Genomic DNA, 21,542 nt, shown 5'->3' with positions numbered 1-21,542 from the left:
ATATTATTCAGTTAGATAATGGAGCTTTTCATTTTAGCCAGCATCTTCAAATACCAGAAAATATCATTTTATTATTTCAACCTCCACACACACCCCAAGTTAATCCAATTGAGCGATTATGGGAGGAAATTAAAAGGCATTTAGCTTGGGAAAGCTTTGGAACTTTAGATGAGTTAAGACAATTTATCTGGAGGCGTTTGGAAAAATTAAACACATCAATCGTTGCTTCTATTACAGGTTGGGATTTTATTCTTGATGCTTTATTTGAATCAAATTTTTCGTGAATTGGTATGACTACTCAAATCTAACTTTTTCTGAAGTCCTCGAAGACCATTCATTATACCTTCTGGATTAACAGGAGAAAGTTCTCTACGAGTAATTAAGTCGAAAAAAGCCATAAAAATAGTGTAAAATGCCGTTCTGATAGGATTATTACTATTTGGATTGACAATACGCAGTAAAGACTTAGGTTCTGAGCTATAGGCTTCTATAGTTTCTCTCATTACTGCAAATGTTGTAATTATATCCTGAGTTAATTTTTTAAATCCATAGGTTGCTAACGCACTATCTAAAACTTGAGAATATTTGCTACTTAAGTCATATAAACTATCTAAACGTTCAGTGCTTACTGGCAAAGGTTCATTGAGTAAAATAGAAGCTAGAATATCAGCTATCATTTGTTCGTCTTCGCTTTCACGAAGTTGTTTTACAGTTAAGCCTCCTTGTTTACACCATATTGTATCTTCAGCCTTAATCTTATAACCTTGATTACTTTTTTGTGAATCAATACTTATTTCTGGCATATCAGTAAGACGTAATACTTTATCTGAAACGTCTCCACGTAACTCCATAGAGATTGTTCTTACTAATTCTGCAAATGCAGTTGTTACACCTGCTTGCCTTCTTTCTTGGCTGCTTAAGTGTTTACCACTAGAATTAATACGACCAAAAACTTCTGTGATATCTTCTTCCGCCATTGCAGTATATATAGTTACTGCAAGTTGATAATCTAAAACATCAGCACATTCTTTACCTGATAGCAAATTAATTTGTATCTTTTCATTATCTTTTTTGTTATTTTCAATTTGAAGAATGCCATCGATTGCTAATTGTTTAGCATAAGAAAACTCTTCAATATCAAAAATTTTATCATCAAAACTAAAAGCATTTTCAATAAAACTGAAAATGGCATTAAGACGTTGCATCCCATCAATAATTTCATATTTGCTACTGCCGTGTATTTGAGGGCGTTCTGCTAGTAGAATTAACGGTATAGGATATCCTTTTAAAATACTTCCAATTAATTTTTCTTTTTCTGAAACTGTCCAAACAAGCTTTCTTTGATACTTCCTATTCACCAATAAACTGCCTGAACGATAGAGCCGATAAGCTTCTGTAACACTCATCCCGCGAGGTGTAATGCTCATAAATTATTATTTTAAGTAATTTTAATAACAAATTATACTTTAAAAACTTAAAATCTTGGTTATATTTAGAACAATTATGTTGTAAAAAATAAGCGATCGCATCTCCCTATATTACACATAAACCTAACCCCCCAACCCCCTTCCCTACGAGGGAAGGGGGAGAAATCCGGCTCCCCTCTCCGCGTCGGAGAGGGGTTGGGGGAGAGGTCAGCCATAATGTATGAATTAACACAAGTTTCTATAATTCCTACATGAATAATCCAACACCACCTCCAAAAAAAGACGGCACTAGCAATATAGTCATCGGACAAGCAATAAACCCAGATAAAATGCAGCTTGCTAGAGAATTTCGTCGCCAAATGACACCAGCAGAAAAAATCCTTTGGCAACATCTTCGCGGTAATCGTTTGAATGGTTTACACTTTCGGCGGCAGCAAATTATTGATGGTTTTATTGTAGATTTTTACTGTCATACCAATTCACAAAAATCTTGATACATATAGATTTCTCGTAGGGGCACGGCAATGCCGTGCCCCTACCAACGTATTTGTATAACTTTTAAAGTTAAATGGTATCACGCCGCTAGATTAGTGATAGAGGTAGATGGAAAAATTCATGAACAACAAGCTGAATATGATGCAGAACGTGACAAAATTTTGTCAGTTAGAGGACTACGTGTGCTAAGAATTAAAAATGAAGAAGTGAAACAGGAACTTGATCAGGTTTTGATGCTGATTTCTCAAACTTGTTGTGAAGAGACCTAACCACCTAACCCCCTTCCCTACGAGGGAAGGGGGAAAATTCTGCTGTATTATTCGTGTTAATAAACTACGATCGCCACAGTCTACTACTAATATAAATAAAATTTATTTTAATCTTAAATTAAATTTATCCTCCTTTTTACCAAAAGATTAAGTAACTATCTTAACCTTACTTATATTAAAATTATTTTTCTCAAGTTAGTTACGTTTTTAGAGTTCGCTGGATTGAAGTATATATCCGGATTTAGAGATATTTTGGCAGAACGCCTATCCAAACTTTTTGGTACTACGTAAAATTATTTTCATACATATAAACTAACAACGCCAAATAATTTTTTATCTGGCATTTATTTTATTGCAGACATCCAAGCAATTAAACAATTTCCCAACTAAGAAACAGAAATTTTTTTCATAGGATTTCCTAATATGGTTCAAGTCAACTTTAATGTTTGGGGTAACGGTTCTATTAACCGTTCGGGGCGCATTATTTCTGATGCGCCGACTTATGTGGTTATTCATGGTTATCAAAGCACTGCTGGCAACGCAGGTAATAACTACCAACCCGCAGGCTGGATAGGGAATATAGCCCAAACCATTCGACAGCGCGAGTCCAATGCCAATATCATTTTAGTAGATTGGGAAGAAGGAGCTAATTCTTGGTGGTATCCTACTTCTGCGGGCAGAACGCGCGACGTTGGTAATCAGTTGGCTACCTACTTAATAAATAATGGCGTAGATCCCACTTACACCAACTTAATTGGGCATAGTCTGGGAGCGCACGTTGCTGGATTTACTGGTTCAGCCTATCGCGCATCTACTGGAAGTTCTATTGCTCAAATAGTAGGACTAGATCCAGCTGGTCCTGAATTTGAAGGTAAAGCAGCAAATGATCGCCTAGATCCAACTGATGCCACTCGCGTTGCAACTTTACATACTAGTGAGACTCTAGGCTATGATGCTCGGTTAGCTACTTTGGATGTCTATGTTAACTGGAATGACTTGTTTCAGCCTGGACAATGGAATTTTGCTGGCAATCATAGCTATGCCCATACTCTCTACACACAATTACTCCAAGGCAATAGCTTTACCCAATCCAGCGGTGTTCTTCTTAACTTGAATACATTGGTAAATGCTGGTTTTACTGGGCAGAACGATGCCACAACTAAAAATAATCAGAGTGTTGTTGCTCTCAATCTTTTGGGTACTGCTAACAACGACACCCAAGCAGGTGGTGCAGCTAATGATACCATTCGTGGCAATGCCGGAAATGACTACATTACAGGTGGCGATGGTAATGATTCCCTGTTTGGGGATAGTGGTAACGATCTTCTCTATGGTGGACGTGGTAATGATTCTGTCTTCGGTGGTACTGGGAGCGATCGCCTGTTTGGAGATGAGGGTAACGACGTACTAACAGGAGCAGATGCAGCAGTAGGAAGAGGTTTTGGTGAATTTGACCGCTTGACTGGTGGCACTGGAAGCGATCGCTTTGTCCTAGGTACTACTGTAGATGTCTTCTATAGCGATGCCAATACCAGCACATCTGGACTAAGTGATTATGCCCTGATTGCTGATTTCAATATTTTAGAGGACACGATCCAATTGTTTGGTTTCAAGTCTAGCTATAGCTTGGGAACAGCGCCTACTGGTTTGGCTACGGGTACAGCCTTATTCTTAAATGAAAGTACTTCCGAACTAATTGCTATTATTCAAGGCTCCATCAATCTCAGCCTTAGTGCCAACTATTTTGTAACTGTCTAAGATATAACGCGGTGTGCAACTTTATCTCAAACCTAACCCCCAGCCCCTTCCCTACGAGGGAAGGGGAGTAAAATTCAAAGCCGCTTCGGGGAGAGGAATGGAAGTGGGGTTTTAAAAATAAGTCGCACATCGCGTGATATAAATCAACAGATATATCAGCTAGGGCATCGTATTTTGATTCAAAGGAAACGGGAACAGTAAAATGTCCTAAAAATTGTGGCGACTGCTAAGTATTTGTGCAAATTAAATATCTAAAAATTAGCCGATTCAGCATCTTTTCTCTAAGATGCAGGTTGTGGGTACTTTTAATAATGTCTGGTGAGAAAGGTTTGATGCGACAACTTTTGAGGATCTGCGAAAAGATGTGTTGGTGGTTAATGATCTAACCCAAGCCAAAATAACATTCCTTAAACCAGTTGAGCAAACACCACTTCGTTATGTTGTTGACATTAGTGTACTCTCAAGCCTAATAACATATAAGCATCATGTTAATATGATGCCAACTCTTGGGGTATGCTCATGACCTTAAATTTAGAAACCCTAGAGGAAAAGCAGAGGATTTAACATCTTATCTGCTGCGATCGCTTGTGGTTAATTATCAATGGTACCAAATTATGTACCCTTGATGATCAAATTTTCAATGCCCGATATTAAGTATTACCCTAATGTCGTCTTTTGCACCATGAAATGTAGGAGAAGTAGATGCCTTTAAAAAATTACGGTGTTCTGAAAGGTCGGGCTATAAATCGCAAGTTGGGTGAAGGGCCATCTCCCCATTACCAAGTACTTGTAACTGACGAGAAACAAAAACATCGTATCGCTATCAATGTCAAATCAAAGCAAAGTCCATCAGAATTGCTTTACTTTGTAGACGAAAATTTTTCTCACCCAATCACTAAAGAACTACAGGAGTTAGATTTCGGCTTCAATGAGTTAGTGAGGAAACCTGGAGGATTAGCTTTGGACTACATCCGGGGGAATTTGTTTGACCAAAAACAGATGAAACCATTGCCGTACAACGTACCGGGCCCAGATAATGACCTCAACGAGTTACTAGAACTATACATTGCGCGGGCGATCGCTTCACCAGATGCAATTCTCTACCCCTTTGGTGAAAAGTGGGGCCCCGAACAAGATATCAAAGATAAGTATTTTGGCTTTCTCCCTGGTAACGGTATCCATGATATCCACATGAACCAGGGTAATGCTGCTCAATTTCAAAAAGATAACGGTGTTTGGCAAGATGGTGGTCTGTTGATTCACTACCCGACCCGAAATCAATGGGTAGGCATATTTTTAGCCTTCCAATCCCAAGCATTCCATACCGATGACACCACTGGTAACAGAATAGATACAGATGATGTGGTGACACCAATTGCGGTGACTTCGGCGGTTCGTATTATTGCTGCTTTGGTAAATCCTACGGGAGATGACGCAGATCAAGAGACAGTAACTTTAATCAATACTTCACCAGATAAAGTAGACTTAAGCGGTTGGGCATTGGCAGATAGAGCCAAGAAAAAACAATCTATAAGTGGCATTATCAATGCAGGTGAAGCTCTAAAAGTACCTTTACGTAAAGATGGTATCGAACTGAGCAACAATGGTGGCATCATCACTTTGCTTGACGATAAAGGCATCAAAATTGATGGTGTTGCCTATACCAAACAAGATACCCAAAAACAAGGTTGGACAGTTGTGTTTTGATTGATTCCATTGCGATCGCCTGGTAGTGGTATATAGATTAGAGCGATCGCCCGCGATTTAAGTACAGATTGAGAAACTGGTGGGACTGTTGCCGCTTTAACGCGCAATGAAAGCAGCGGCTTCAGTCCCTTCTTCAACGACTTAGAAGCTAAACTGCAAGCCGGAATATTTAAACCTAATTATTCCTAATACTCACTTGCAGCATCTATCATTGATTTTGCAATAATTCATCAAGCTATTAAGCTAATATTATCAAGTTAAGATCTTTATTTATGCGGTTTGATGCTGCTATATTTATTTAATAAACTTTGCGGTAATCGTTTAGTGCTGTAGAAAGCGATCGCTTATTTTTGTAATCCTACCTTTTTCCTAGCATTCCTACTTTACACAATCACAAAAAAAAACTAAAAAAGCTTAAGTTCAATCTCAAAATCAAGATTTTCACTGGTAAAGGTACTCATGAATTGGCAATCTTGACTAGAGCAAGACTTATTTTGTCCAATTAATTCCAAAAAACGTGAGATTTACAAACCTTTTCTCTCATACTTGGCTTGCTTGACCGCAGGAGCAGAGAGGGAAAAGCAATGTAACTTAGGCTCCTCAAATTTCTCCTTGACAAAAGGAAAATTTATGAAATGGTTAAATTTCATGGGTATTGAACTCCAGGCATAACGAATTAATTTTATTCGTTGGCAGCTCACGTTAAGAAGAATGGGAATTTTGCTTTCAATTGTAAAGTTTGCTAACACTAGAGCTTATCAATCAATGAATAAGACCGCCACCAGTAGATTTTCTATTTTTGCAACTCCTAGTAAAAAACCGGTAGTTCAGCAAATTGCCATAGATTTAACATCAAATGAAGCCGAAAGCTTGGAACAATATTGTGAACACACAGGCAAAGTCGCAGAAGATGTGATTCGGGAACTCGTTCGCGGGTTGTCTGTAAGCTGAATTTGAAAAACTAGAGTCCGCTGTTTTTACAAAACAAAACATTCGACTTGATCTGTCAGATACTTTATACCTAGTAACTACTAAAGAGAGAGCAGTTAGAAAATGTCCAGCTTTCATAATTGTCGATAGGGCATTTTTTTGTTAGGTATAGCAAAAGCCATATAAATCTCAGACAATTTAAAAATTTAATCATACTAAGTATAAATTTTTTATATGACTAAATAAATACATCAAAGCCATATCTATGGTAAATGTTAAATAGTTGTATGATAGTTGCATTTGCACCCTATAACTTAGTCATACCAAAGCTTTGATTTTTTAGTAGAGTTCATCTAGAAAGTCACATCGTAGAAAACCAGCCGTATTTTTATTGATAGTAGAGGTTTTAGTTAAGATACTAAAAGATGTGGGAGTGTAAAATAAACCATGCCTGATGAATTTTTAATTGATACTGAATTAGTACGGATTGAGCTTGGCAAAGTAGTAATAAAAATTGACAGTGTTACTTGTCTAAATCAATCTGAGCTTGCCCTAAACGATGCTTCCTGCTTACCGAAGGTGATTGATACAGACACCTTAGCTAAAACACGGAAGCTGTTAAATAGTGCAATAGTATCTGCCTGGTATACAGCGAAGACCGAGCGCAGACCACCAGCTCTGACTCCTACACGTTGGGTATGGAGACTGGCAGGTTTTTATCATTTATGCCATTCCACCCCGCAATTGATGAGGGAAGCACAAGAGCGCTTTGCTTTGGCAAATCGTCAGAGTTTGGCGCAGTGGGCTGCACAAAAAGCCAAAGAAGAAGCAGGTCACGACTTACTCGCCCTGCGTGATATTCAGTCAATGGGGTATAGAGCCGAAGCTGTTGTGGAAGCGCTTGTTCCTCCAGCGGCCAAGACTTTGTTGGATTACTTCACCCAAAGCGTGCAGGATTCAGATCCAATTGATTGCGTGGGTTATTCCTATACGTCGGAACGCCTAGGGATATGTGTAGGAGAGGGTTATATCCAAAGTGTTGAGGCAATACTGCCACCAGGGATTAATGCTACCCGTTGCCTGCGCGCCCACAGTGCTGTTAGTGCTGAAGTGGATCACGTAAAGGAAACACTGGAAATGATTGCGGGTCTGACTCCCCAGGAGCGCGATCGCGTGGCGAAAGCTTGTTACCAAGCTGCATTGTTGCGCTTCAGCCCACCCAAAGAAGCTTATATATCAGATGAGGAGATTGAGAATGAATTAAAACCACTGGAGCTTACCAACAACCATGAGTGATGCTTAATTATTAACTGTTTAAGTACTCAACTAACAGCCAAGCACAACTTGTTTAAAACACTCTTAACTGATACAATTCAGCACAATTACAAGGATAAGACAATGAAAACAGCAACAACTACAGCAACAACCACAGTTATCAAACAGCAATCTTTAAATCCTCATGACTCTGCCACTAATCTCCGTGAAACCAGCTTAGAGACCTTAGATGACACAGAGTTTGAATTGGAAAAAATCATGTTCGAGGAATTCGCAAAAGGATTACCAAGCGATATTCCTATGGCTGATTTTTAGTTTCCACCTATCTACACAGTTTAAAAGATAGAGCTTGACATATTAGTCGATATCCCTGATTGTTTAGCCCGTGGTAAATAAAGGTCTAAAAAAGCTCAAAAGCTAGTTGACTCAAATACCATAGGATTTCGCTATCAGGGATTTATTATCTATCAAGCAAAATAAATCTTCTATCTTATTGACCCAACGTTTCAAACAAGTGTTGCTGTCGGCTTCTCTACAGTAGACCTCTTGCAAGAATATTTAAACACTGAAATGTAGAACTTGATTTAGCGTTCTCCTTTGCGTCTTTGCGCGGCAGTCGCTACAAGTTGGCGGAGCCGACGACAGTCGCCTCAAGTCGGGAAACCCGCCCACGGCGCTGTCTCCCCAACGCGCTGCCTTGCCTTTGCGCGAGCTTTTAAAGATATTTGCAGCAATACCAAAGTATTTATGCAAGATGTTTAGTGGTAAAGTCTTCACTCATTTCCGATAAAACTTTCTACTAAGGCTATTTTATTAAGCAATTGCTCCTAACCCCTTGAGAGTAGTAATAGTTGCGGTGGTTAAACCTGTAACCCCTCTGATATTCATTCCCTCATAGAATTTTTTATCTTTCAAAGTTTTTAAGCACTCACCCGTGCTGATGTCCCACAGTCGAATTGTCTCATCAGCGCCACTACTAGTCAGAGTCTGATTATCTGGGCTAAAAGCGATTGACCAGACCCAAGCTGAATGTCCATGTAACGTTCTTTTGCATTTGCCTGTATTTACATCCCATAACTTCACAGTGTAATCGGGACTGCTACTAGCTAGAATTTGGCCATCCCGACTAAAGATAACTGCTTTGACAATACCACTTGCAAAAACCTCAAAAGTTTGGAGACATACACCAGTGCTAACATTCCACAACCGGATTTTTCCGTCATAACTAGAACTTGCAAGCAGTTTACCATCCGGACTAAAAGCGATTGACCAAACCCAATTTGTATGTTCTTCTAATGTCCCTTTACACTCACCAGTGCTGACATCCCAAAACTTGACTGTCTGATCCCAAGCACCACTTGCCAATATCCTTCCTTGAGGGCTGAAGGCAACTGACTGAACAGCAGCACGATGTCCCTGGAAAGTTTGCAAGGCTTGACCTGTATTGACATCCCACAGTTTCACTGTTTGATCGTCACTGCCACTTGCTAACATCTGGCCATTGGGACTAAAGGCAATTGACCAGACTACAGCAGGATGTCCCTGGAGAGTTTGCAAGGTTTGACCTGTATTGACATCCCACAGTTTCACTGTTTGATCGTCACTGCCACTTGCCAACATCTGACCATTAGGACTGAAAGCTACCGAGCGAACCGCAGCACGATGTCCCTGAAAAGTTTGCAAGACTTTACCAGTCTTAATATGCCATAACCTCACAATGTGGTCATGACTACCACTCGCCAAAGTTTGACCATCTGGACTGTAAGCAACTGACCAAACTTGGTTGGTATATCCGCTAAGAGTTTTCAGGCACTGACCTGTATTGACATCCCATAGTTTTACTGTTTGGTCTTCACTGCCACTGGCAAGAATATGCCCTTGTAGACCAAAGACCACAGAAAATATCCAACCGGAATGTCCCTCAAGGGTTTTAACACACTGTCCAGTACTAGTAGACCATAGCTTTACTGTCTGGTCGAGACTGCCACTAGCAATGAGATTGTCTTGAGGACTAAAGGCAACTGACCAGACAGCAGCATGATGCCCCTGTAGAGTTTTAATACATTCACCAGTGCCAATGTCCCATAGTTTCACTGTTTGGTCATCACTGCTACTCCCTATTGTCTGACCATTAGGACTGATAGTTATTGATCGTATACCATCACTATGTCCCTGTAAAATTTTCAGGCATTCACCAGTGCTGACATCCCACAATCTAATTGTGTCGTCATCACTACCAGTCACTAGGGTCTGACCATCCAGAGTAAAAACTGCACAAATTACCCAACTTGTATGTCCTTGGAAAGTTTGGAAGCATTCACCAGTATCAACACTCCATAGTTTGATGGTACGGTCATTACTACCACTTACTAATGTTTTACCATTTGGACTAAAGGCAACTGCCCACACCTCATGTTCATGCCCTTGTAAGGTTTGTAAGCATTGACCTGTATGGGCATCCCACAATTTCACAGTGTGGTCACTACTACTGCTAGCCAGGATTTTACCATCAGGACTAAAGGCTAGTGACGGAATCCAATTGCTGTGACCCTGACAAGTAAGGACTTGTCTCCCATCCCCCACTTGATATAAGCGAATCTCGCCATTAGTATCGCCTATTGCCAAAAGTTGGCCATTAGGGCTAAAGGCTATTGACAAAACACCACCAAAGGTTTCGGCAAAAACAGACTTAGCTATATCAGCGTTGTGAAAATTGACATCGTGCAACTTCATATTTCGTAAGTCTGCTTGCCAAACTGTCAGTTCAGAAAAATCATAAGCGCTTAAATCTGTTTGTAGTTGACAAAGCAAATTCAGAACATTGCCAGCTGTATATCCTGGTTCTAGTGGCGATTCTTCGCGTAGTCTGACTAAAGTTTTAGTTAATCTCTTTTCAATGTTTTTTTTACTTCTTAATCTAGTGAGCAGCCCATCGATAACTGGTTTGAGAATGAGGCGAATTTGCACTTCCCTGATGTAGTCTTTGGCGCTGGCCTTCATTAGAGCGTGGCATCTAAAAAGCTGAATATTTTCAGTTGCAATTTCTTCACAGACTCGCTCTATTAATACCTGAGTTACATACTCCATAACTACAGGTTGTAAGGTGAAAGTTGCTGTACTTTTATTAACTAGCGTCGGTGTAGCTTTTTCAATTAGCGATCGCCTACCTAAAGATTCTATAGCCTCTAATAATTTTGCTTGTGGTACTGGTGATACAATATCTTCTCGCAATTCTGAGAGTGTAACCGACTCACGATTAATTGCTAACCAGTACATTACATCTTTTTCTAAATCTGATAAGCGCTCAAAATGTTGCTCTAAAATATCACGAATATCGCCAAAGACAGCCGTGTTTTGTCGTAAAAATTCAGTGACATTACCATCAAAGATATCTTGAATAGTTGTGGCTACTATCTTGAGTGCTAAGGGATTGCCTGCATAGCGTTCAATCATTAATTGCCATTCATCTTCTGCTGCTGATAGCCCTTTAAGTTTTAATATTTCTTGCCCTTCTGCAACTTTTAAGCCACTTAATGGTAGAGAGCGTACAGGTAGCATTTCTCCTTCCAGTAAAGCTACTTCTTTGGGTTTTTCGCGACTAGTTAGCACCAAGCAGCTTTGGTGAGTTGCGTCTCCTAAGCGTCTTAAAAGCTCACCATATTCTTCATATCCTTCTCGATAAACTCCAGCTCGACTACCACTGCGAAGAATTGATTCTGCATTATCCAGTATCACCATACAGCGATGATTTTGTAAATAATCAAGTAGTCGTGATACCCTATCATTGAAATTTTCTGGCAAGTTGCTTTCTGTTTCTTGTTCGTCAGAGAGAAACTGGATGAGTTGAGCAAGGATAATTTTAGCAGGGGGCGCTTCTCGTAGCGATCGCCAGATTACATATTCAAAGTTATTTTGAATTTGTTGAGCTAGCTTGACAGACAATGACGTTTTGCCAATACCTCCTATGCCCAACAAAGCAATCAATCGGCATTGTTCATTAAGAACCCATTGTTCTAATGCGGAAAGTTCTTCTACACGTCCATAAAAAACTGGTGTAAAAATAGCTTCTCCCCAATCAAGACGATTACTTGAACTTAAATAGTCATTTTTATCTATTTTTAAGTTAAAAGCTGAAAAAAGCTTCTCAATAGTATGTTTATCAACTCCTCCTTCACGATTCAATACTTTCGATATCGTACCGGTATATAATCCAGAACGGGCACTCATTTCTTCAAGAGTGTACCTGTTGCCAAAATTTTCCTTTGCTTCTGACTTCAGCTTTGCCTCTTGAATTTTCTGTAAACCCTTGGGAGTAAGTGCAACACCACGCTTGCGTCTCCAATTTTGTAAAGTCATGTATAAAAATGTAGTAATAATAACTTAACTTTGATTCAGTGTGCTTTGCAAACACACGAATCAAGACTTTATCTCTGATTTGAGCTAATAATATTTAGCCTACAGTTGTTTCATTATGTTTGCTCCCAATATCTGAGTGCAGCTTCAGTTTTTTTCTTTGTATACCCAAAGAAATAGTAGATAATGACATCAAAATTATTATTAATTCTGTCAGTCAGTTATTGACTACAATTATTTTTGTAATCTTAATCACCTGTATCCTGAATAGACAAAGTGTCTGTACCCATCCTTCAGTTTTAGCTGTTCGAGGAGTTCGATTGATAGTTGATTTTATAAAATCTTGCTATTTCTGTCTCTAATAACACATAATCACTCTATAGTTTGTTTCAGTTACTGCCACACAGTCTTTAATTGCTAAATAGCGATCGCTTGCTTAATTGATGATATGTAATATTTCTATTTCATCTTTTAGATAGATAGTTAACAGTTTCCGAATCTAGCGGTTCCGGCAAATATCTATCCATGATTGCGATATTCTACCCTTAGTGTCCCTTTTGTCAATACCCCACCAGATGAATATTTTAGTTACCCGTGTATATTATTTTATTCCCAAGTTGACACATTTCGTAATACGGGAGGAATTTGTCCTTGAGATAGGGGAAACTCTAGTAAAGTTTCTTTATAACCCAAATATCCAGACTCAGCAAAAGACAACAGCATTCGCGAAAGTGCTAGCCAAATTTCTGGCTCATATTCCCAATCACGATAACGCGAAGCTCGCCCAGCAATTGAGCGCAGTGCCCAAAAATAAGAATTTCTGACTACCGAACCGCCTTTTTTAAACTCTGGTAAGTCTTCGTGGTGGAGAAAAAGTACTTCATTTTCAATTCTGGCTCTCATACCAGCTATTTTAATGGATTCGGGCGTATGTGTAGAGACTTGCCAATAAACTGATGTGCATCGCGCTTGCAATCTTGTTGACTATTTTCTTTTGGAATCAGTAGCCATCAATAAGAATGTTCTTAACTTCTGATTCCTGACTCCTATTCCTACCAAGAGGGGGTAAAGGGTAAGGGGTAATACCAATTCGCAATTCGCAATTCGCAATTCGCAATTCGCAATTAAAGAACTTAGATGCAGCAAAGTTTTCAATGGTTAAATCTGTATCATATTTTTAGTGAAATGATATGAGGGGTAAAGGAATTAAAGTTAAAACTTTTCCCCAGATGGTATAAAGCCCGCGAAGTCTGCCACATGGAAGATTCCACGTGGCGAGCTTCGCGCGAAGCTCTTTGGGCAGAATCCTCTGTCCGGAAGACTTCGCCTATTTTTAAACATGAGGTTCCCTTTCCCCTTTCCCCCTTCCCCTTTTCCCTTCTTCATAAACTGGAAGTTAAACCTACACGGAAAGTAAATCCAGGACTATAAATGCGATTAACTCGCTCGTATTGTTCACCTAGTAAATTTTCTAAGTAAACTGTTAGTCCCAAATTACTATTTACAGGTATACGACCGCTTAAATCCAAATTCAGAAAAGAAGGTGCAAAATCTACACTTGTGTCACTAGGATTTGTAAAAAAGGCTCTGCGAGCGCCACTATTGTAAGTAACATACAAATTAGCTTGCCAGCCTGAATTTTGATAACCTATACCACCTTGCAAGACAGAGTAGGGAATTAAACCTAATTGCAAACCTTTTTCTGATCCTGTTTTAATTTGGGCATCTGTATAAGTGTAGTTGAGAAAAGTTGACCAATTAGAAGCAAATTTTAACTGCAATGCTGCTTCTAAACCGTTGGTATCTACTAAGCCAATGTTCTCCCATCTTCCTGCTACAACTCCTAATCGATTATCTAAACTACTACCGAAGTAAGTAAACTGTCCTGTCAAATTATCAGAAAACTTGACATCTACTCCCGCAGTCCAAGATGAGCCGGTTTCTGGTCTTAAATCAGGGTTTGGTTCCCAACCATGAACCGTATCATAAACATATAATTGATCCAACCCAGGATTACGCTGTCCCCCCGCCCAGCTACCACGCACAGCAATGTTTGGTGTGACGGCATAACGTAAGCCAGTACTAGGGTTAAAATAGTTACCAAACTGCCCATCAAAGCTCTGTCTTAATCCTAAATCTACCTGAAAATTATCACTAATATTCCAAGTATTGACAGCAAATAATGCTGTATTCAACACACTTCTATTTTCAGTTTCATTATTGGCAATTCGGCTAGGATTATTACTTAAAACATCGCCGTTTAAGTCAGTATTTTTCAAATCTAATCCCCAACGGAACTTATTATTGGGAGTCAATTTCCACTCATGATCAACTCTAGCAGTTAACTGTTGTGTATCTAAAATCCCCGTGCGGTAAAAATTACCTGTAGGGCCATAAGTGCTAAAGTAATCTTGGTTATAGCCTAGTGAAGTTGTAAGTGTAGAATCTTCAGCATTACCTAACCGAGTTTTCCAAGATAAGCCAATATTGAGTCCATCGTGATCTAGTCTATCTCTTTGCAGAAGGAAACCAAAATAAACTAAGCCGCGACGACTGCTGAGTTTAGTAATATCTAAATTCAATGAATTTTTCTGATCTAAATCTAGAACAATGCTACCGAAATAAGTACTTGTGGCTGTATCTGCATTCGATAAAAACCCTTGGGGATCACGATTTGCTGCACCAACAGGAACACGATAACGATTATCTGTAAAGTATCTTTCAAAGCTGAAGTTATATTTGATAGCACCAGATGACCCACCATAACTTACCTGTTGATTATTTAAACTCAATGAGCCAAATTCTACGCTACCAGTCAATTTAGGTTGAGCATAACCTTCTTTGGTGATGATATTTACTACTCCTCCAAAGGCTGATGAACCATACAAAGCTGAGGTAACGCCGCTATATAATTCTACTCGTTCAATAGCCTCTACAGGGATACTATTTAAGTCGGTTCCACCATGATAAGTATTGATGTTAGTATTGATTGGTCTGCCATTAATCAGAAATACAGACTGATTAATTGATGCCCCCCGGTAGTATGTACCTGTGTGAATATCTGCACCAGGGCCCACATCATTAATGGCGAAACCAGGCATTCTTTTTAATACATCAGCTAGGCTTGCAGCACCCTGTTTTTTTATTTCTTCTTGATCAATTACGTAAACTGGAGTAGATTCGGGTAGAGAATTTTGTTCTCCAATTACTTCTAAAAAAATGTCTGCATCATCAGCAGGAGTGGGCTGTTCTTCTGGCTGATTTTCTGAATCAACGTCATCTGATGTAGATTCTTGAGTTAATAATTCAGCATTAGTTGCAGGTAAGTTGATTTCATTCAAATTAGAAATAACTGTATTTACCTGGGTTTGTTTATTAACATCTTCCTGCTCAATATCAGCAGCAAAGGCAGGAAAAGCTATCAGTAAGCTTGGTAAAGCAACTGGAACAAAAAAAAATACCTATTCACCTTTCTCTCTCACACCAAGTAAAAACAGTAACCAAGTTCATATTGTTCCTGTTTCCGCAAATAAGTGTCAAAAGACAAGCTGTCATACTTACGCTAAGCAATTTCAGCTGCCAATTGTATTTGTTGTCGTAAATTTTTTAGTAAGTCTAAAGTTTTTTGATAAGCAAGTTGATTTCTTTGATATCCAAAGTATTCAAATGCTTTTTGTAAATCAGCGATCGCCTTCTGATGATACCCTAAGTTATATCTAGCTATTCCCCGGTTAACATAAGCTAGAGCGTTATACCAATTCACAATTCGCAATGACGCTCCTTCGTCGCTCTAAGCGTTCGCGTTAGCGTCTCGTAGAGAAGCTATGCCGCAGGCTTTACGCTGCGCTAACGCAATTCGCAATTAAAGAACTTAGATATAGCAAAGCTTTCAGGGTTTACATCTGTATCATATTTTGCGTGAAATGGTATTACTGGTGTTCAGTCGAATAACTTCAGAAAAATCACGTACTGCACCAAAGTCATCTCCATTTCTACCGCAAATACAAGCTCGGTTAAAGTAAGCTCGATAATCTTGAGGGTTGAGACGAATTATTTCGGCCGTAATAAAATTAGCGGGACAAAAAGCCCCGCAAAGTGTTAATTCTTGAAATTCAATTGATTTAACTTAACGTGAGTTCGACAAGTCTTATTTCACCTCTCCCCCAACCCCTCTCCGGCACGGAGAGGGGAGCAAAAAGCTCAGTTTTTCGTTGGTTGCTCTTCCCTTTCCGTTTCGGAGACGGGGCTGGGAGGGAGAGATTCATCGAACTCACGTTAACCTGAACTACCAGCCTTTGTCTGCTTGTTCTAGCACATAAGCAGCTACATCTGTAATCTGGTCTGGTTTTAAACGACCTTTAAAGGCTGGCATAGCATTCTTACCATTTGTCACTTGGGCAATAATTGCTTCTGCTGAGTACATATCGTACTTTTCTAAAGCATCTTTCTTCAGGTTTTTGGTGGCTTGAACTAAATTCTTACCACCTACATGGCAAGAAGCACAATTAGCACTAAATATCTTGGCTCCACTAACAGTGTCTGCTGCCAAAGCCGGACTACTAAAGGCAAAGGTGAAGATTGCTATGCCTAACAGTAGTAGCGAAAGAATCCTTTTCATCTCGTGTTCCCTATGCAATAACGGCTAATTTGCTGCGATATCCTTCATAATTGTTCAGTTGAATAGTCGCCTGCGTCAAAAGACAAGCTGTCAAACTTTACTCCTTACTTTTTCAAACGCAACATCTTCTTTTCAAACCTTTTATCCTTCTAAGTCCTGCAAAATAGCCTCAACCGTCGCTTTAAGTTCTGGTAAATTTTGCTCAATAACGCCTCAAAGTCGATTTAAATTTACCTTTAAATAATCGTGAATTAGTACATCTCTAAAACCAGCCACATGTTGCGAAGGTACATCTGGATAAGCTGCTCTTACTTCAGCAGATAAACGCTTAGTTGCCTCTCCAATAATTTCAAAATTTCTAATTACCGCATCTTGAATTATTGTGGTTTGCAAAAACATCTCTTTACTACATCACTATCTGGTTTTGCTTCGCCTCTAGCAACGGAACCAAACACACGTACATTATATGCCCCGTATTGAGCAGCAATTCTCAAACTTTCTTCACGATAAGCTTTAATTATTTCATCAATTACCATAACCTAAGCCCAATGACCTTTTGCAGCTAGTTCTGTCAGCGCCTCTTGTGTTACCCGACAAATTCGCCAATCATCTAAAATAGATGCGCCCATACTGCGATAGAATGCTTGTGCTGATACATTCCAATCTAAAACACTCCATTCTAATCGCCCACAACTGCGCTCTACAGCTATCTGAGCTACTTTACTTAAAAGAGCCTTACCAATACCTTGCCGCCGATATTCTGGTAAAACAAACAAATCTTCTAAATAAATTCCGGGTTTGGTGAGAAATGTAGAATAATTGTAGAAAAAAAGAGCAAAACCAACAGCTTGACCTGCATATTCTGCTAATATTGCCTCAACATATTTGTGAGAGCCAAACAGATGCTCTTCGAGTTCAAAGACGTTGCCAGTTACGGCATGAGATAATTTTTCGTACTCTGCAAGCCCCTTAATTAATTCAAATAATACGTTGCTATCAGCTGGTTCCGCAAAACGCAAAATCAAATCACTACGCGCGCTCATCAGTCTCTAGTCCATAGTTATAGTCCATAGTCTATAGTCTATGGTGTCAATTTTGTGACTAAATGACCCGAAATAGAGATAGGTATTATGGTTTGAGATTTTTGGAACAGCTTAAAAACTTTTTATCCAAAATCCCAAATATGCATGACAGGATAAAGAATCGAGTTTATAAATACCCAGGTGGTGGTTAGGATTAAACAATATACAAATTCAAGCCCCCTATTTCATCAGGGAGCCAGTCGGCTGCGGGGTTGCATTTTTATCTCAAACCAAATGATATTTGACTGTTTAGATTAACCAACCCTTTAAGCGTTTGGCTATGTGAGGACGGCGCAATTTTCGCATAGCTTTACTTTGAATTTGTCGCACGCGTTCACGAGAAAGATTGAACATGTTACCGACTTCTTCTAAAGTGCAAGGTTCACTAGTTGTCAAACCATAGCGTAAAGAAATCACGTCTTTTTCTCGTGGAGTTAGCACGTCACCCAAGACTTCCCAAATCTCCTGACGCATCATGTTTTCGTTCATTTTTGCTTCTGGAGACAAGTTGTCTTCATCTTCTAGCAAATCCATCAGTTCCGTATCTTCTTCTTTACCGACACGGTGATTAAGGGACAGTGCTTGACGACGTAGTTGTTGTAGTTGACGTAGTTGCTGGACATTCATTTCTAAAGCTTCTGCCATTTCCGCTTCGGAGGGATTGCGACAAAGTTTTTGCTTTAGTTCTCGCTGTGCTTTTTTGAGCTTGTTGAGCTTTTCTACAATGTGGATAGGCAAACGAATTGTTCGCGCATCGTTAGCTATAGCCCGCGTAATCGCTTGTCTAATCCACCAATAGGCGTAGGTAGAAAATTTATATCCTTTATCGGGATCAAATTTTTCTGTAGCACGATTTAAACCCATTGCACCTTCTTGGATTAAATCCAGAAAAGGTACTCCGCGATTTAGATATCGTTTGGCAATTGATACGACTAATCTCAAGTTCGAGCGAATCATTTTACGTTTCGCAACTCGACCTTGATACAAGCGACTTTCTAATTGCTTTTCCGTCAAATCTAATTGAGAACCTACTTGTTCTTTGGTAGGTTGCTCTCCTAGTTCTAATTCTAAAGCAACTTGTATTTCTCTTACTTCTTCTAAAAATCGCACTCTCCGCGCCAATTCCACCTCTTCATCAGGTTTTAACAGCGGATAACGTGCCATTTCTTTAAAAAACGCACCTACAGCATCATCATGCTCAGTTTTGTTGTATCCTGAAGGCCGAGCTGCGGCCATTTCATCCCCATCACGTTCGTCTGATTCCAGATTTTCTACAATTGGGGACTCTTCTCCTATTAATGGTTCTAAAGTATGGAGTGATTGTTCTTCATGCTCAATAGCGTTTTCCAGTATTTCCATTGTTCCCAATTCAGCAATATTCATAGTTTCCTTTAGGGACTGTTGCTTTGTTTGGTACATAATTCAGTGACAGCTGTTCACTTGAGACTTGGTAGTTTTCCCTAAGAAACAAATGCACCCGCTTCATTGCAAAATACAGGTTACTGCCAATTGCCTATCAGAAATCAAAATCAATCTCTAGCTGTCATTCTGTTGGTTGTTGCTAGATAAATTCTCTAACGAATAGTTGTTTTGCACCTAAAAACTATCTTCTCAGGTTCCAACAGATATATTTCTTATTTTTTTATTAATCCCCAAATCTGTCAAATCCCCCTCAACCTTTATCCACCTTAACAAATATCAAGTAATCAGGTAAATGTTCCCATATCTTAAAAAATCATATACTTTGATAAATTTTTTAATATCTATGGGTTGGGAGTAATTGCTGCGATCGCAACCTTTGCTTCTGGGGTTATATATTTTTCATAAATTTCCCTAAAATGGCACTGATTGAGCAATTTAATTTTCCAAAATATTTTCTTTGTATAAAAGCATCTCATATACCCAAAGGATTGAATATCTATCGGTAGGCGGAAAAAAGCTATGCCCTATTTAGTAGATGGACACACTTTTTCAGAAATAGCCGAGGAGAAAGTTTTATTTTTTATCGTGGACTTCAAATATTTATTGCATGTATGGTTGCTATAAATTTGTCTAGTAGATTACATAAGAAGAAAATTATTAAATCTTATGTGTATTAAAAGTATTGTTAAATACACTTTACATCTCAGAAAGGAAAAAGCTAAATTGATGCGAGATAGGCAAAATAAATAAAGATATCTGTCTATAAACTATGTATAGAAATGACATAAATTTACCTAATTTCATGGTTGCTGAGCCTGGAGAATACTATCAGTCAGATAAAAGCATAACTCGGTGGATAGAAGTACTGGTGGACTTTCCAGGAAACACAGGATTATTTACCTACCGCTTACCCACACAGTTAGAAGTCAAACCTGGGGATATTTTGAGTGTACCATTTGGCGCACAGCAATTAGGTGCGATCGCCATTCGTTTATTGACAGAACCAAATGTAGATCTACCTCCAGAAAAAATTCGAGAAGTAGAAGATGTAGTCAGTAGAGGATTTTTTAGCACTGCTTATTGGGAATTATTAAATCGAGTATCCGCATATTACTATACACCTTTAATTCAAGTAATCCGGGTAGCATTACCGCCAGGAATGCTTGGGCGATCGCAACGTCGTATCCGTTTGCAACGTACAGCGTTAAACCCAGAAACAAAAAAACAAAAAGACAAATTACCCCATCCTCAACTTCTATCTTCGTTAACTTTCTTAAGTCCCACCGCACAACAAATTATGGGACTTCTGCAAGCCCAGTCAGTAGGAGACTACAGTTTCGCTTACCTCCAACAAAAAGTCAAACTTGCTTATAGAGGAATCCGAGAATTGTTGCGATTAGGTTTAATAGAAAGTTATCTAGAACCTCCGCGACTAACTCGACCCAAACTGCAAAAAGCTGTTATTTTAATTGATACAATTGACCGAGATTTAACTACTCGCCAAAGAGAAATTTTAGAAGTCCTGCGACGACGTGGTGGTGAGTTGTGGCAAACTGAATTATTGCAAATTTGTCACGCCAGTTCCTCTACCCTGAAGACGATGGCGCAAAAGGGTTATGTAGTTATTGAAGACAGAGAAGTATTACGGACAGAACACAGCCAAATATTAACTCACGATCAACCAAAGTCTTTAAATCCCGACCAAGCTAACGCTTTGACAAGCATACAAGCATTAGATGGATTTGCTCAAGTATTGTTGCATGGGATCACAGGTTCCGGGAAAACAGAGGTATATTTGCAAGCGATCGCACCTCTACTCAAGCAAGGTAAATCTGCTTTAGTCTTAGTGCCAGAAATTGGACTTACACCCCAGTTAACAGACCGTTTTCGTGCCCGGTTTGGTAGCAAAGTCAGCGTCTATCACAGCGCTCTTTCAGAAGGCGAACGTTACGATACTTGGCGACAAATGCTTACCGGAGAACCCCAAGTTGTTATCGGGACTCGCAGCGCCATTTTCGCCCCATTACCCAGCTTAGGGTTAATTATTTTAGATGAAGAACACGACAGCAGCTTTAAACAAGATTCTCCCATCCCCACTTACCACGCCCGCACCGTCGCTCAATGGCGAGCAGAATTAGAAAACTGTCCCTTGGTATTGGGTTCGGCTACGCCTTCCTTGGAAAGTTGGGTAAGCGTGGAGAGGCAG

General features: G+C 39.4%; 17 protein-coding genes and 1 pseudogene. 8 read left to right on the top strand and 10 right to left on the bottom strand.

Going from position 1 to position 21,542, the window contains the following annotated elements:
* Nucleotides 1-284, top strand: a 284-nt coding sequence (locus I8751_RS15315; RefSeq protein WP_214440007.1) for a transposase, incomplete at its 5' end; no start/stop codon positions are given.
* Here the strand turns inward: I8751_RS15315 and I8751_RS15310 are convergent.
* Entirely contained in the window at nucleotides 270-1,427 is a 1,158-nt protein-coding gene (locus tag I8751_RS15310) for a DUF262 domain-containing protein (protein WP_225894177.1), read from the bottom strand. The genes I8751_RS15315 and I8751_RS15310 overlap by 15 nt on opposite strands.
* Before the next feature lie 251 nt (nucleotides 1,428-1,678).
* Between I8751_RS15310 and I8751_RS30430 the strand changes: the two are divergent.
* The 6 genes and pseudogenes from I8751_RS30430 (at nucleotide 1,679) to I8751_RS15275 (ending at nucleotide 8,176) form a co-directional block, all read left to right on the top strand.
* A pseudogene (locus tag I8751_RS30430) lies at nucleotides 1,679-2,191 on the top strand (endonuclease domain-containing protein).
* A 423-nt stretch (nucleotides 2,192-2,614) separates the two neighbouring features.
* The gene (locus I8751_RS29665) at nucleotides 2,615-3,949 is read left to right on the top strand and encodes a hypothetical protein (protein WP_225894175.1); all 1,335 of its coding nucleotides are present in this window, start codon (nucleotides 2,615-2,617) and stop codon (nucleotides 3,947-3,949) included.
* Nucleotides 3,950-4,651: 702 nt separating this feature from the next.
* Complete coding sequence (locus I8751_RS15290) at nucleotides 4,652-5,656, top strand: DUF2278 family protein (RefSeq protein WP_214440005.1); 1,005 nt, start codon at nucleotides 4,652-4,654, stop codon at nucleotides 5,654-5,656.
* A gap of 765 nt (nucleotides 5,657-6,421) precedes the next feature.
* Nucleotides 6,422-6,607 carry a CopG family transcriptional regulator gene (locus tag I8751_RS15285; protein WP_214440004.1) on the top strand — a complete coding sequence of 62 codons (186 nt, stop codon included), beginning with the start codon at nucleotides 6,422-6,424 and terminating at the stop codon, nucleotides 6,605-6,607.
* Between the two features lie 426 nt (nucleotides 6,608-7,033).
* On the top strand, nucleotides 7,034-7,882 hold the full coding sequence (locus I8751_RS15280) for a hypothetical protein (protein ID WP_214440003.1): 849 nt from the start codon (nucleotides 7,034-7,036) through the stop codon (nucleotides 7,880-7,882).
* 102 nt (nucleotides 7,883-7,984) lie between these two features.
* Complete coding sequence (locus I8751_RS15275) at nucleotides 7,985-8,176, top strand: hypothetical protein (protein ID WP_214440002.1); 192 nt, start codon at nucleotides 7,985-7,987, stop codon at nucleotides 8,174-8,176.
* Nucleotides 8,177-8,674: 498 nt separating this feature from the next.
* Here the strand turns inward: I8751_RS15275 and I8751_RS15270 are convergent, their stop codons facing one another.
* The 9 genes from I8751_RS15270 to I8751_RS15230 form a co-directional block, all read right to left on the bottom strand.
* Nucleotides 8,675-12,217 carry a WD40 domain-containing protein gene (locus I8751_RS15270; protein WP_214440001.1) on the bottom strand — a complete coding sequence of 1,181 codons (3,543 nt, stop codon included), beginning with the start codon at nucleotides 12,215-12,217 and terminating at the stop codon, nucleotides 8,675-8,677.
* A 603-nt stretch (nucleotides 12,218-12,820) separates the two neighbouring features.
* Complete coding sequence (locus I8751_RS15265) at nucleotides 12,821-13,117, bottom strand: hypothetical protein (RefSeq protein WP_214440000.1); 297 nt, start codon at nucleotides 13,115-13,117, stop codon at nucleotides 12,821-12,823.
* A 479-nt stretch (nucleotides 13,118-13,596) separates the two neighbouring features.
* Nucleotides 13,597-15,639 (bottom strand): TonB-dependent receptor plug domain-containing protein, encoded by a 2,043-nt coding sequence (locus I8751_RS15260; RefSeq protein WP_214440008.1) that lies wholly within the window; start codon nucleotides 15,637-15,639, stop codon nucleotides 13,597-13,599.
* Between the two features lie 137 nt (nucleotides 15,640-15,776).
* Nucleotides 15,777-15,977: a hypothetical protein gene (locus I8751_RS15255; RefSeq protein WP_214439999.1), complete on the bottom strand. Its 201-nt coding sequence runs from the start codon at nucleotides 15,975-15,977 to the stop codon at nucleotides 15,777-15,779.
* A gap of 522 nt (nucleotides 15,978-16,499) precedes the next feature.
* Entirely contained in the window at nucleotides 16,500-16,832 is a 333-nt protein-coding gene (gene petJ, locus I8751_RS15250; RefSeq protein WP_214439998.1) for a cytochrome c6 PetJ, read from the bottom strand.
* A gap of 213 nt (nucleotides 16,833-17,045) precedes the next feature.
* Nucleotides 17,046-17,225: a HepT-like ribonuclease domain-containing protein gene (locus I8751_RS15245; protein ID WP_263973508.1), complete on the bottom strand. Its 180-nt coding sequence runs from the start codon at nucleotides 17,223-17,225 to the stop codon at nucleotides 17,046-17,048.
* Nucleotides 17,210-17,368 carry a nucleotidyltransferase family protein gene (locus I8751_RS15240; protein ID WP_214439997.1) on the bottom strand — a complete coding sequence of 53 codons (159 nt, stop codon included), beginning with the start codon at nucleotides 17,366-17,368 and terminating at the stop codon, nucleotides 17,210-17,212. The genes I8751_RS15245 and I8751_RS15240 overlap by 16 nt, the downstream gene beginning before the upstream one ends.
* Nucleotides 17,369-17,371: 3 nt before the next feature.
* Entirely contained in the window at nucleotides 17,372-17,875 is a 504-nt protein-coding gene (locus tag I8751_RS15235) for a GNAT family N-acetyltransferase (RefSeq protein WP_214439996.1), read from the bottom strand.
* A 288-nt stretch (nucleotides 17,876-18,163) separates the two neighbouring features.
* On the bottom strand, nucleotides 18,164-19,333 hold the full coding sequence (locus I8751_RS15230) for an RpoD/SigA family RNA polymerase sigma factor (RefSeq protein WP_214439995.1): 1,170 nt from the start codon (nucleotides 19,331-19,333) through the stop codon (nucleotides 18,164-18,166).
* Between the two features lie 772 nt (nucleotides 19,334-20,105).
* Here I8751_RS15230 and priA point away from each other — a divergent pair.
* The coding region (priA, locus tag I8751_RS15225) for a replication restart helicase PriA (RefSeq protein ID WP_214439994.1) at nucleotides 20,106-21,542 on the top strand (1,437 nt) is incomplete at its 3' end.

Origin of the sequence: Atlanticothrix silvestris CENA357 (assembly GCF_016056295.1) — a bacterium.
Taxonomy (GTDB): domain Bacteria; phylum Cyanobacteriota; class Cyanobacteriia; order Cyanobacteriales; family Nostocaceae; genus Atlanticothrix; species Atlanticothrix silvestris.
This window is presented reverse-complemented; position numbering and strand designations above follow the sequence as displayed.

Coding starts and splice junctions, on each gene's coding strand:
- I8751_RS15310 (WP_225894177.1), bottom strand. CDS start 1,427: ATGAGCATTACACCTCGCGGGATGAGTGTTACAGAAGCTTATCGGCTC.
- I8751_RS29665 (WP_225894175.1), top strand. CDS start 2,615: ATGGTTCAAGTCAACTTTAATGTTTGGGGTAACGGTTCTATTAACCGT.
- I8751_RS15290 (WP_214440005.1), top strand. CDS start 4,652: ATGCCTTTAAAAAATTACGGTGTTCTGAAAGGTCGGGCTATAAATCGC.
- I8751_RS15285 (WP_214440004.1), top strand. CDS start 6,422: ATGAATAAGACCGCCACCAGTAGATTTTCTATTTTTGCAACTCCTAGT.
- I8751_RS15280 (WP_214440003.1), top strand. CDS start 7,034: ATGCCTGATGAATTTTTAATTGATACTGAATTAGTACGGATTGAGCTT.
- I8751_RS15275 (WP_214440002.1), top strand. CDS start 7,985: ATGAAAACAGCAACAACTACAGCAACAACCACAGTTATCAAACAGCAA.
- I8751_RS15270 (WP_214440001.1), bottom strand. CDS start 12,217: ATGACTTTACAAAATTGGAGACGCAAGCGTGGTGTTGCACTTACTCCC.
- I8751_RS15265 (WP_214440000.1), bottom strand. CDS start 13,117: ATGAGAGCCAGAATTGAAAATGAAGTACTTTTTCTCCACCACGAAGAC.
- petJ (WP_214439998.1), bottom strand. CDS start 16,832: ATGAAAAGGATTCTTTCGCTACTACTGTTAGGCATAGCAATCTTCACC.
- I8751_RS15240 (WP_214439997.1), bottom strand. CDS start 17,368: ATGGTAATTGATGAAATAATTAAAGCTTATCGTGAAGAAAGTTTGAGA.
- I8751_RS15235 (WP_214439996.1), bottom strand. CDS start 17,875: ATGAGCGCGCGTAGTGATTTGATTTTGCGTTTTGCGGAACCAGCTGAT.
- I8751_RS15230 (WP_214439995.1), bottom strand. CDS start 19,333: ATGTACCAAACAAAGCAACAGTCCCTAAAGGAAACTATGAATATTGCT.